The sequence below is a fragment of the Streptosporangium sp. NPDC051023 genome, from assembly GCF_040689595.1.
Classification (GTDB): Bacteria; Actinomycetota; Actinomycetes; order Streptosporangiales; family Streptosporangiaceae; genus Streptosporangium.
Genome location: NZ_JBFBCE010000031.1, coordinates 1 through 11570, shown reverse-complemented (window position 1 = coordinate 11570; position 11570 = coordinate 1). Strand labels below are relative to the sequence as shown.

At 67.9% G+C, this 11570-nt stretch carries 11 protein-coding genes and 3 pseudogenes; 6 read left to right on the top strand and 8 right to left on the bottom strand.

Translation table 11 applies throughout. The features are described from left to right. Positions 1 to 237: 237 nt before the first annotated feature. The 3 genes and pseudogenes from AB0395_RS21230 to AB0395_RS21220 all read right to left on the bottom strand — a co-directional run bounded on the left by AB0395_RS21230 (position 238) and on the right by AB0395_RS21220 (position 1502). Positions 238 to 1023 (bottom strand): STAS domain-containing protein, encoded by a 786-nt coding sequence (locus AB0395_RS21230; RefSeq protein WP_366283035.1) that lies wholly within the window; start codon positions 1021 to 1023, stop codon positions 238 to 240. 57 nt (positions 1024 to 1080) lie between these two features. Next, positions 1081 to 1344 (bottom strand): annotated as a pseudogene (locus AB0395_RS21225) (SulP family inorganic anion transporter); the annotation flags it as partial. Positions 1345 to 1355: 11 nt separating this feature from the next. Then, positions 1356 to 1502: a SulP family inorganic anion transporter gene (locus AB0395_RS21220; protein ID WP_366282911.1), complete on the bottom strand. Its 147-nt coding sequence runs from the start codon at positions 1500 to 1502 to the stop codon at positions 1356 to 1358. On the opposite strand from AB0395_RS21220, the gene AB0395_RS21215 reads away from it, so the two are divergent. The 3 genes and pseudogenes from AB0395_RS21215 to AB0395_RS21205 form a co-directional block, all read left to right on the top strand. Further along, positions 1501 to 2571 carry a SulP family inorganic anion transporter gene (locus AB0395_RS21215; protein WP_366282909.1) on the top strand — a complete coding sequence of 357 codons (1071 nt, stop codon included), beginning with the start codon at positions 1501 to 1503 and terminating at the stop codon, positions 2569 to 2571. The two genes, AB0395_RS21220 and AB0395_RS21215, sit on opposite strands and share 2 nt — an antisense overlap. After that, positions 2564 to 3238, top strand: coding sequence for a GAP family protein (locus AB0395_RS21210; protein WP_366282908.1), 675 nt, complete (start codon positions 2564 to 2566; stop codon positions 3236 to 3238). Before AB0395_RS21215 ends, AB0395_RS21210 begins: the two co-directional genes overlap by 8 nt. 381 nt (positions 3239 to 3619) lie before the next feature. Then, positions 3620 to 3877 (top strand): annotated as a pseudogene (locus AB0395_RS21205) (alcohol dehydrogenase catalytic domain-containing protein); the annotation flags it as partial. 18 nt (positions 3878 to 3895) lie between these two features. Here AB0395_RS21205 and AB0395_RS21200 read toward each other — a convergent pair. The 3 genes and pseudogenes from AB0395_RS21200 to AB0395_RS21190 all read right to left on the bottom strand — a co-directional run. Continuing rightward, positions 3896 to 4135 (bottom strand): annotated as a pseudogene (locus tag AB0395_RS21200) (Tn3 family transposase); the annotation flags it as partial. Positions 4136 to 4154: 19 nt separating this feature from the next. Next, positions 4155 to 5609, bottom strand: coding sequence for a dienelactone hydrolase family protein (locus AB0395_RS21195; RefSeq protein ID WP_366282906.1), 1455 nt, complete (start codon positions 5607 to 5609; stop codon positions 4155 to 4157). Between the two features lie 270 nt (positions 5610 to 5879). Then, positions 5880 to 6626 (bottom strand): TetR/AcrR family transcriptional regulator, encoded by a 747-nt coding sequence (locus AB0395_RS21190; RefSeq protein ID WP_366282905.1) that lies wholly within the window; start codon positions 6624 to 6626, stop codon positions 5880 to 5882. 93 nt (positions 6627 to 6719) lie between these two features. On the opposite strand from AB0395_RS21190, the gene AB0395_RS21185 reads away from it, so the two are divergent. Further along, on the top strand, positions 6720 to 7787 hold the full coding sequence (locus tag AB0395_RS21185) for an amidohydrolase family protein (protein WP_366282904.1): 1068 nt from the start codon (positions 6720 to 6722) through the stop codon (positions 7785 to 7787). 272 nt (positions 7788 to 8059) lie between these two features. Here the strand turns inward: AB0395_RS21185 and AB0395_RS21180 are convergent, their stop codons facing one another. Together AB0395_RS21180 and AB0395_RS21175 are read right to left on the bottom strand one after the other, a co-directional pair. Continuing rightward, positions 8060 to 8809, bottom strand: a complete 750-nt coding sequence (locus tag AB0395_RS21180) for an SDR family oxidoreductase (protein WP_366282902.1) — start codon at positions 8807 to 8809, stop codon at positions 8060 to 8062. A 156-nt stretch (positions 8810 to 8965) separates the two neighbouring features. Further along, positions 8966 to 9871: an AraC family transcriptional regulator gene (locus AB0395_RS21175; RefSeq protein WP_366282900.1), complete on the bottom strand. Its 906-nt coding sequence runs from the start codon at positions 9869 to 9871 to the stop codon at positions 8966 to 8968. Between the two features lie 143 nt (positions 9872 to 10014). On the opposite strand from AB0395_RS21175, the gene AB0395_RS21170 reads away from it, so the two are divergent. Both AB0395_RS21170 and AB0395_RS21165 read left to right on the top strand, forming a co-directional pair. Beyond that, a complete protein-coding gene (locus AB0395_RS21170; protein WP_366282898.1) occupies positions 10015 to 10332 on the top strand; it encodes an antibiotic biosynthesis monooxygenase in 318 nt (105 codons plus the stop codon). 71 nt (positions 10333 to 10403) lie between these two features. Then, positions 10404 to 11363: an alpha/beta hydrolase gene (locus tag AB0395_RS21165; RefSeq protein WP_366282896.1), complete on the top strand. Its 960-nt coding sequence runs from the start codon at positions 10404 to 10406 to the stop codon at positions 11361 to 11363. Positions 11364 to 11570: the final 207 nt, after the last annotated feature.

Below are 11570 nucleotides of genomic sequence, written 5' to 3'. Positions count from 1 at the left end.
TAACGACATATCGGGCGAACTTTGTCATGATCGGCGAGCTTTGGCCTGCCGTGCACTCGGCCTGCTGCGCTCCGCGCCGACAACGATGACACGGCCCAGGCGCAGGCGCCGGGGGCGTGACGGGTGGTCCTTGCTGAACTGGATTGACGTTGAACCCGTGTGATCGCCGACAGTCACCGCGATGAAACGTACTGGTGCTGTATGCCCTGATCATTGCATGACCGCGAGGCCAGGGTGTCAGACGCCTGAGCGTCGCCTGGCCAGCAGGGCGCGCAGCCGGTCGAGGGGGCTGCGGCGGTGTGGTCGTGCCGGTTGTGGCGCCGGTTGGAGGCCGGGATGGTCGGCGCGGTAGGCCGCGACCGCGTCGGCCACCCGGTGGAAGAACTGGACGCGCTGGTCCAGGCCGGTGTCGCGCATGAGGTTCCGTACCGGGGTGCGGGCGCGGGCGAGCGCCAGGCGCACACCGGCTTGGTCGCAGTCGTCGACGACGCGGTGCAGAGTCTCGACGCCGGTGGTGTCCATGTCGTAGACGGCTTCGGCGTCGAGCACGATCTGCCGCACGGGCGGCTCACCGACGGTCATCAGGCGGCGCAGTTCGGTGCGGAGCACGTCGGCGTTGGCGAAGAACAGTGGCGCGTCGAAGCGGTACACGACGAGCCCGGGCAGCGTCTCGGCGTCGCGGTAGTTCGCGACGTCGCGATAGGCATGTTCCTCACCGGTACGGCCGAGCACCGCCGTGTAGGGCATCACCGCGCGGCGCAGCACTTCCAGCAGCGAGACGATCACGCCGACCGCGATGCCCTGAAGCACGCCGAAGGCCAGCACGCCCAGCACGCCCAGCGCGGTGACGGCCGCGAGCGCGAAGTCGGCGCGGCGAATCCGCCACAGCCTGCGCAAGGCCGCCAGGTCCACCAGGCGGGCGGCGGTGACGATGATGATCGCGCCGAGCGCGGCCTGAGGCATGTCGCCGATCAGCGGCATCAGCGCCAGCAGGGTGAGCGCCACGGCCGCCGCGGCCCACACGTTCAGGTCCGCGAGGTCGCGCAGCACGGCGGTGACCTTGCCGAGGTGCCGGCCACCGACCTTGACGCCGAGCACCTTCTCCAGCTGGCTGATGATGATCACCGCGCCGGAACCGGCCAGGTAGCAGGTCAGCACGGGAGTGGACAGCAGCCGCATCAGCACACCGGCGCGCGCCACGTACCCGATCACCAGGAAGGCGGCGACCAGCAGGGCGAGTTGCGCCGCCAAGGCCGGATGTGTGGAGCCGGGGACGGAAGCGAGGGTGCCGGCCACCACGATCGCGACCGATGACTCGGGCCCGACGTTCAGCAGGCGGATCCCGCCGAAGAACGCTACCCGATCATCGCGCCGAGCGCGGTGTACAGGCCCGTCGCCGAGGACATCCCGGCCAGCTGCGCGTACGCGAACGCCTGCGGTACCAGCACCGCCCACAGCGACAACGCCGCGAGGTGGAGCGTCGTCGTAGGGGTCGCGACCATGCTGGTGATCGTCGCGCTGCGCAGGATCGCCCCCGCGTTGCCTGGCCCGCTGATCGCCCTGGTGGCCGCGACCGCGGTGGTGGCCTGGACGGGCCTCGACAGCCGGGGCGTCTCGGTGCTCGGCCACGTCCCCTCGGGGCTGCCGGTTCCGCACTGGCCGTCGGTCACCCTCGGCCAGTGGGCCGCGCTCATCCCCGGCGCCATCGCCATCTGCGCCGTCACCCTGGCCGACGGCCTGCTGACGGCCCGCCGCTACGCCGAGCAGCACCACTACCCGCTCGACGCCAACACCGAACTGCGCGCCTTCGGCCTGGCCAACATCGCCGCCGGGTTCACCCAGTCGATGACCGTCGGCTCAAGCGCCTCACGCACCGCCGCCATGGACGCCACCGGTTCGCGTTCCCAGATCCCCAGCGTCGTCTGCGCGCTCGTGGTCGCCGTCCTGGTCGCCTTCTTCAGCGACCTGCTCGCCTACCTGCCGAACACGGCCCTGGCCGGTATCGTCGCCGTGGCCGTCATCCGGCTCATCGACGTGCGCAAACTGGCCGAACTGTGGCGGCTGCGCCGCTCGGAGTTCTGCATCGCAGTGGTGTGCCTGCTCGGTGTTCCCGTGCTCGGCTCACTCACCGCGGTCGTCATCGCCTTCCTGCTGTCGGCCGTCGACGTCGTACGGCGTGCCTCCCAGCCCAGCACCGCCGTCCTGCGGCCAGGTGGCCACGGCCGCTACGTCGGGGGCCAGGCCGAGGGCCCGCTCACCGTCTACCGCTTCGAGAGCCAGCTGTTCTTCGCCAATGCCGGCACCTTCACCTCCGAGATCACCCACCTGGCCGACCAGGGCGCCCGGTGGATCGTCTTGGACGCCGAGGCCATCACCGACGTCGACACCACCGGCGCCCAGGCCCTCCGCGAGACCACCGACACGCTGCGCGAACGCGGCGTCGTGTTCGCCGTCTCCCGCGCCACCGCCTCCCTGCGCCGTCTGCTTGACCACTACGGCCTGACCGGGCTCACCTACTACGACTCCAACGAAGCCGCGGCCGCCGCCTATCAGGAAGGCGACCATGGGTGAGGCGTTCGCCGACATGCTGCCCTACACGATGGGCCTGATCGTCTCACCGTTCCCGGTCGTCGCCGTCATCGCGTTGCTGATCAGTGCCAACGGCCGAGCCAAGGCCCTGCTGTTCGAGATCACCTGGCTGATCATGAGCTGGGTCGTGCTGCTGGTCCTCATGACGCTGCTGGGCGCCGCCAGTGCGGGCGGCCGTGAGGCTCCCGCCTGGACCGGTTGGATCAGCCTGATCATCGGTGTGCTCCTGTTCCTGACGGCCTTCGTCGGCATCCGCAGGGCCGTACGCCGCAAGGAGGGCACGAGCCCGAAGGCGCCCGGCTGGATCGCCGCGATGGACACCATGACCAAACCCAAAATCGCCGGTGTGGCGGCCCTGCTCATCGTGGCCAACCCGGTCAACCTCGCCTTTCTGGTCGGCGGCGCCATCGCCGCGGGCCGGGCGCCGCTGCCCGTGGGGCGGGAGCTGGTCCTCGCGGCCGTGTTCGTCGTCATCGGCAGTCTCGGGGTGCTCGCCCCCTACGTCACCGCGCTCAGCAAGGACGGCCCGCGGCGTCTGCAGCGGATGCGCGGCTGGCTCATCCGGCACAACGGCGCCCTCTCCCTGCTGCTGATCCTGATGTTCGGCATGCTGTTCCTGGCCAAAGGCCTGCGCGGCCTGCTGACCTGAGGCCGATACCCGTGTCGGCGGCCACCATCTTGCGCATAGCGCGCCAATACGAGGAGGCCATTGCTGGGGGGCGGGCGCCTCACACCCCGTCCTCGTCCACGACGGCAGCCCCGGACGCCGCCTCGCCGGGGGGCAGCCGGAGTACGCCAGAAACACACCGTAGCCCACGACCGGTCCGCCAGGCTGTACAGCCACGCCACGGACGTACCGCTCTCGTGGCGGGCGTAGCTGTAGACGCAGTCGGGCACCAGCAGCCCCGTCACAAACGGCGCGTAGGGGCATCCCCGCCGGGGCGTGGTGCTCGAATGCGGGACTTGACCTCAAGTTAAGTAGAGGCCGCAGGGTGGGTGTTCTTCAGTAGATCTACCGGAAGGAACGGTCATGCGTGCCGTCGTTCTGCATGTGTTCGGGCCCGCTGAAAACCTTCGCTATGAGACCGTGCCCGATCCCGTACCGGGGCCGGGCGAGGTCCGCGTCTCGGTGAGGGCCGCGGGGGTCCACCAGATCGAGACCGCGATGTGGCAAGGGCTGGAGATCGGTCCGCCGCTTCCCGAACTTCCGGCGATTTTCGGGGGAGAGGTGGCCGGCGTCGTGGAGTCGGTCGGGCCGGACGTGGACGAGGCCTGGATCGGCGCCGAGGTGGTGACCGCGCAGGGGCTGGGAGTGCACGACCATGGACCCGCGCTCGATGTGCCAGTAGATGAGGATGCCGCGGCCTCCGTACCGGGAGTGCCACTCGGTGAAAATATTCTGGTCGTAGGCGCGCACGTGCGTGGAGTCGGAAGCGACGGTGGTCGTCCCCTCGCCCCACAGCTCCACGTTACGGGCGGTGAAGGTCGCGTTCGCAATGGCGATCGCGATGTCGGTGGCGATTTGTGGGGTCAGGTAGCGCCGTCGGCTGCCGCGGCACAGCTGATCAGCGGCTGTTGTCCGGGTGGTAGACGCTGAGGTCGCCGTAGGCCGACAGAACGCTGGCCAGGTCACCGGGTTTGTGCCGCAGGGTGGTGTCCAGGAAGGCGAGAGTGGTTGCGGCGACGACGTGCGGGCTCTCGGTGCGGCCCAGGGAGCCGACTATCGAGGGCACAGGCGGCAGGTACAGGGGGCCGTCTATGAAGGTGAGGTGTGCGGCGCCGGGGATGGTGAGCCGGTAGCTCGTCGCGGTGCTGAGCTTGAGGGCCTCGGTGAGGCGGGGTATGTAACGCGGGTCGGTTCCGGGGGTGATGGCCTGGGTGAGCGCGAGCGTCGACTGCTGGAGGGAGGGGGAGGTGGGGCCGTGGGGGTAGCCGTCCAGATCGATGACGGCGCCGAACCGGCGGTCCTGCCGGGCTGCCTGCAGAGCGGCGGCACCCCCCATGGAGTGGCCGGTGACCGCGACCCGACTGGTGTCCAGGCGTCCGGTCAGCGGGCCGGTAATCTCACCTCGGTCTAGATGGTCCAGCTGGGTGAGGACGAAGCCGAGGTCGGCGGCCCGAACAGCCGTCCAGTCAACCGCCAGCTTGTCGTCCTTGTCCCGGTCTCCAGTGGAGGCGATCTTGGCGTGAATCGTTCGGCCGTCGGCGAGGACGACGGCGGCGGAGTCGTACGGGTGGTCGAGGGCGACGACCACATAGCCGTGGCTGGCTACTTCCTCCGCCCAGGCGGTGTTCTGGGTACGCACTCCGCCCGACCCGGGAGAGAACAGCACGACCGGGAACCGTTCGCCCCCACCAGCCACTGGGGCGTTGAAGACCGAATGGGTGTGGGCACGCGGGACGCCGTCGACCAGGAAGTCAGGCAGGCCAACCTCGCGGGCGAGGGCAGCGGAAACGGTGCGTGCCTCGTGCTCCGTGCGTCCGAGGTACTGGGCCCGCTGCGCGCCTGCGGGGCTCTTCTGCGCGGGATACCAGAGCTGGACCACGACCGTGCGCCGGTCGTGCGGATCGGCGGTGAAGCTCTCGGGGCGGTGTTGGTCGGTCCACTGCACCACGTGGGTGCCGACCGCGAAACGGCCCGACGGCTCGGGGAACACGGGTACAGGAAAGGCCCAGGCGGTCACTGGACCCATGGCAATCAGGCCGACGCAGGCCACCGACCCCGGCAACGCCAGCCACCATCGGGCCCGCCACGCCGGCTGGCCGGTACGGCGTCGCAGCAGGGGAGAGAGGGCGAATGGCAACGCGACGGCAGCGCCTGCGAGTACCAGCAGCATCTGCCAGCGGATCCCCACCACACTCAGCACGATCGCGGACAGCGCGAGAACCGCCCCTGCCGTAATCGTGACGCGTGGGCGGGCAGCGGGGGGAAGCCAGCGCGCCACCACCAGCGCGACGGCACCTAGCAAGGCAAGAAATTCTAGAGGGGACATGTACAGCCCCGCGATAATCTCGGTCACCCGGCCATCCTCAGGGCGGGGCACGCGATGCCACATCGGTCCCGCGGCTCCATCGCGTGCAACCGGAGTCGCAATCCGAGGCATGTCCTCTGTGCGACCAGGGTCGCACCCAGGCATCTCGCCTGTGCAACCGGAGTCGCAATCGAGCACGCCAGGTGAACGGCCGCTTTGCAACCGCGGAAGGTGGGGTCTCGGGACTCCTCCTGCGGTCGTACCTCGGCGCGGTGCCGTCAGAGGGTGGACTGGTGAGAACGCACGAGGAACGGCGCCTCAGCCGTCGGCGGCGAGGCGGTCCAGCCACTCTGTCAGCAGATGCTGTTCCGCGCTACTGAGGGTTGTCTGTTCGGGCAGCGCGGCGCGCAAGGCGCGGGCTGCGCCGGCCGGGCCTGAGTCCTGCACGGCGGGCTCTTGGTTGGTTACGGCGGCGATCATGGATTCCCGAAGCGTGGTCAACAGGGCCGGGTTGCGCCGGTCTTTGGGCAGGGTCAGCCAGGTGAGTACGGCACCGCGTGCCGTGGCGTGGATGAGCATGGCCGCAAGTTCCTCGTCGACGCGGAGCCAGCCGCCAACGGCGAGGTTCCGGATACGGCCCATCAGGATCTTCATGCCGGCCTTGAAAGCGGCCGATGTCTCTTTCGTGGGCTCGCTGTACATCAGTGTGTACAGCGCGGGATTGGCCAGACCGAACTCGACCGCTAGGTCCCAGCCGGCCCTCAGATCCTCGACGGGGTGCTGCGGATCGGGGGCGACGTGCTTGGCCTCGAGAAACCTGGCAAAGCCGTACTCGGCCATCGCGTCGAGCAATCCGTCCTTGTCGCCGAAGAGGCGGTAAATGGCCGGTGGTTGTACTCCTGCCGCGACCGCGACCGCGCGAGTGGTGACTGCGTCGCGCCCCTCGTGCACCAGCAGGTCGGCGGCAGCCTCGATGACCCGCTGCCGGAGCTGGTCGCGGCCTATGGCTGCGGTGTCGGATTCGACGGCGGCTGCGCCGTCCCTGCCGTGTGAACTTGATGCCATTTTCCAACGGTACTGCTTTTATGGTTCCAGTGATAGTTCCAGTGATACGGTATCGACGTTTCCGGTGGAATTAGCAGGACGAAGGAGGATGAAATGCCAGACAAGATCAAGATCGTGGCACTCGAGGAACACATCGCTCCGCCCTCGCTGCTCGATGCGTGGACCAAGGCGGGCGTGCCGCAGATCCCGCAGCTCGGCTTCGGCGACGAGCCTTTCGCGCGGCGGCTGCGGGACTTCGGCGAGGCGCGCCTCGCCGACATGGACGACCAGGGCATCGACGTCGCAGTCCTGTCCCTGGCCTCACCGGGTGTACAGAACCTCGCAGCCGAAGACGCCGTCAGCGTGGCCCGTGAGACCAACGACACGCTAGCTGAGATCGTCGCCGGGCGACCCGACCGGTTTCAGGCCTTTGCCGCCATCCCCACCGCGGCGCCCGAAGCCGCTGCGGCCGAACTGGAACGCGCGGTGACCCAGCTCGGCTTCCCCGGTGCGATGCTGTACGGACGCACAGGGGACAAGCTGGCCGACGCCCCGGAGTTCGATGACCTGTACGCCGCAGCCGAACGCCTCCAAGCGCCGCTGCACTTCCATCCTCAAACTCCAGTCCCCGAGGTCCTCAAGGCCTACTACTCGGGCTTCGACGACGGAGTCGGGCTGGCACGCAGCACCGGGATGGGCCTCGCGACGGCCGGCCTGGGCTGGTACTACGACCTGGGCATCCAGTATCTGCGGATGATCTTCTCTGGTGTTTTCGACCGGCACCCCGGATTGCAGGTGATCGCAGGACACTGGGGCGAGGTCGTCCTGTTCTACCTCGACCACACCGGGATCATGGCGCACAACGCCAAGCTGGAGCGCCCGCTCGCTGACTACTTCATGCAGAACTTCTGGGTCTGCGGCAGCGGCACAGTCAGTGAGCGCTATATGAGGTGGACGTCGGAGGTCGTCGGAACCGAGCGCATGATGTACTCGACCGACTACCCCTACACCTTCGGGACCCGACCTGGCGGATTCCCCTTCCTCGACACCGCCAACGGGGTCGCTCGCTCGTTCCTTGAACAGGCACCCTTCACCCACGAGGAAAAGGCCGCGATCGGATCCGGCAACTGGGAAAAACTGACCGGGCACGTCACGGCGAGCCGCAAACACGACTCGGCTTGAAACTCTCCCGTCTGGGAGAGCTTCAGCACTGGGCACTCGGTGTCGGTGGTCACGTAGAACGTTAGGGCGTGGCCGTTGCAGGAAGCAGTCCCTGTGCGCCGCGAAGAAGCCCTCCGCTCATCGTTTCGCGAGGATGCGGCGCTCATCAGCGTGTCCTGGGTCGTTGTCAGGTTCCTACTCGTCGGGTGAGCACCGGACAGCGAACTGGCCCCGCGCGTGCGCGCGGGGCCAGCTCATGGCATCAGTACGTCGTCCCTTTACCTGCTGGTTTATTACTTCGTCTGGGCGAGCCAGACCGCGTCGGGGCCGGCCGGGAATCGCAGCTGGCCGGTCGTGTCGTGTACGGCTCGCCACACTGTCTCGGCGACGTCGCTTTCCTTGGTGAACAGGTCCTGGCCTGTGAAGTCGTCCATGGCCTTCTTCGCCCATGGTGCGTAGGGCGCCGGGACCAACTCCTCCAGCGACCCGCTGTTCGTCGCTTTGGCTGCGAAGTTCGTCGTCAGGCAGGCGCCCGGCTCAACCGTTTTCGCCTGCACACCAAAGGGTGCGAGCTCGAGGGCAAGAGATGCGGTGAACCCCTCAACGGCCATCTTGCTCGCCTTGTAAACGGCCGAGAGCGGCATGTGGCCCAGCACCACGCTGGAGGTCACATTGACCACTACACCGGAGCCGCGCTCGCGAAACCGGGGAAGCACCGCCTGTGTCGTCGCCATGACGCCGAACGTGTTGATCTCGAAAACTTCCCGCACTCGGGCCATGGGGGTGCCTTCGAACACGCTGATCGATGGGACGCCCGCGTTGTTGACCAGGACGTCGATGGGCCCCGCTGCCTCGAACGCGCTGGTGATGCTCTCGGGCTTGGTCACATCGAGCTCGACGATGCGGAGCCGATCCGACTCAGGCAGGAGACCTGCACGCGGCGTCCGCATCGTGGCGATGACGTTCCACCCCTGCGAGTGGAAGTAGAGGGCGATCTCCCGCCCATATCCGGATGAGGTACCAGTGATCAGAACTGTCTTCATGCTGTGACCTTTGCGATGTGATGGGATCCGCGGTTGGACAGGCATTTTCCCGCTCAGCGGGAGAACCGGTGATCCCATTGAATCGCTCTGAACTGCGGAAACAGTAGAACTATCCTCGCTTCCTCTTGCATGATCCTCCTTTGCGATCCAGCCCGCTCAGGGAAGGACGCCAACGGGGGTGCGTACGGTCTTCCGCAGGCGGGCCGCGTCCCGGCTCGGAGGTGCGCCGAACTGGCGACGGTACTCGCGGCTGAACTGCGACGGGTTGTCGTAGCCGACGCGGTGACCGACTCCGGTGACGTCGCCCGGGTGGGTGGCGAGCAGCAGCCGGGCCTCCTGGAGCCGGATCTGTTTCTGGAACTGGATGGGGCTCATCGCGGTCACCGCCTGAAAGTTGCGGTAGAAGGCGGAGACGCTCATGCCCGACAGGCGTGCCACGTCTTCGACCCGGAAGGGTTCCGCATAGTGCTCGCGGATCCAACGCACGGCCCGGGAGACATGGCTGAGGCCGCTGTCGGCGAGGCCGAGCTGGCGCACCGCCGCGCCCTGCTCGCTGGTGATCAGGCGCCACAGGATCTCGCGTTTGACCAGCGGGACCAGTACGGCGCGGTCGCGGGGTTCGTCGAGCAGGCGCAGCAGCCGGACCACCGCGTCGAGCAGCGCGGGCGGGGCGTCGCTGACGGCGATCCCCGACGGCGTGCCTCCGCCGACGCGGGGGGTGTCTCCGGGACCGGCCTGCAGCAGCAGTTCGGCGACGGCGGACGGTTCCAGCGTAAGACCGAAGCCAAGGGCCGGCTGCTCGGGTTCGGCCTGGGTGAACTGTCCGGTGACGGGCAGGTCGACGGATGCGACCAGGTACTGCCCGGGGCCGTACTCGTAGACCCGCTCGCCCAGCGCGAGGCGTTTGGCGCCCTGGGCGATGACTGCGAGCACCGTGCCAGACATAGAGGGCGCCGGCGGATCCGGTCGGTCGACCTTCGAGATCAGGACGCCGTCGATAGCAGTGGTCCAGTCAGGGCGGGCGTGCCGGGCCAGCAGGGTGCGGAGCTCTTCGAAGTACATGCGTCCATTGCAACACCATTCAGCGCTATAACTCCCACAGTTACGAGGATTGTGCAAGTACAAGCGAGCATCGTTCTAACATTTCTGCAGGTCATCCCGGTTGAATGGAATCACCTCACTCCATCACCTGGAAGAAGATATCCATGATCGTAAACTACGGCTTCAACGCCACCTTGACCGCCAAGCCCGGAATGGGCGACCGGCTGGTCGCCCTGCTGCTGACCGGCCTGAACGAGGGCAGCCCCGGCGCGAGCGAACACTGCATCGTCTACCTCGTATCCCGTTCCGCGTCCGCCCCCGACGTCATCCACGTCACCGAGGGATGGACCAGAGAGGAGGACCACCACCAGATCTTCGCTGGCGAGGCCGCCCAGGCCATCGTGGCGCAGATCGACGGGCTTCTGGCCAAGGAGTCCGAATACACCGACTACGTCCCGGTCCGCGGCAAGACCACCTTCTGAACCCCGGCCTGCCGCCGCGGCGCCCCCGTCCTCGTCCGACCGTCGGCACCACCCCACGAAAGGCAACGACTATGACCACGGCACGCCCCGACCTGGACCCCGAACTGCGAGAACTGCTGGCCGACATGCCGCTGATGTCCCAGCTCAGCTCGGAGGTACTCGCGCAACTGCGTCAGCTTCCCTCGACACCTATCGAGTCCCTGCTCGCACACCGACAGGTCGACCGGCGCGAGATCACCGTGCCCGCCAAGGACGGTGCCCCGATTCCCCTGTCGGTCTTCAGCCCCGCGAGTACCGATCGCACCACCGCCGCCCCCTGCGTCTACTGGATGCACGGCGGCGGGATGGTCATGGGCGACCGCTTCTCGCAGATCGACATTCCGCTGGAGTGGCTCGACGAGTTCGGCGCGGTCGTCGTCTCCGTGGACTACCGGCTCGCACCCGAGGCCACCGGCACCGCCCTCGTCGACGACTGCTATCAGGGACTGCTCTGGATCGCCGAACACTCCGAGGAACTGGGCATCGACCCTGCTCGGATCGTCGTCGCGGGCGCCAGCGCTGGCGGCGGCCTCGCCGCCGGTGTCACCCTGCTGGCCCGCGACCTCGGCGCCCCGGCGATCGCCGCGCAGATACTGATCTGCCCCATGCTCGATCACCGCAACACCAGCACCTCCAGCCGCCAGTACTCCGGCGGGCCCGGCGTCTGGACCCGCGAGATGAATGAGTTCGGATGGCGTGCCGTCCTCGGTGACCTCACCGGCGACGAGGTATCCGAGTACGTTTCGCCCGCGCTGGCCGACGACCTTTCGGGCCTGCCGACCACCTACATCGACACCGGCTCCGCCGAAGTCTTCCGCGACGAGGACACCGACTACGCCACCCGCATCTGGGCGGCCGGCGGCCAGGCCGAACTCCACGTCTGGGCGGGAGGCTTTCATGGGTTCGACGCCCTGTACCCGCATGCACACATCTCGGCCACGGCCCGCCGAACCCGCGCCGATTGGCTCGTCCGACTCCTGCTTCCGAACTAACGCCGTCTCCTGCTCGTGGACCGACTGGCGTCCAAACTTGCCGGTCCCGCTCGCAGACCCGGACAACGCGACGGGTGGGCCGGGTGCCCCGGAGGGAGACCACGCGTAACAATGGCCCCCGAGTAGGAATCGTCCGGTGAACCGGGGTTGCTGTCACATTTGTTGAGTGCGCCACGAGGCGCTGTGGTCCGTGTGGAGGTGGAATAC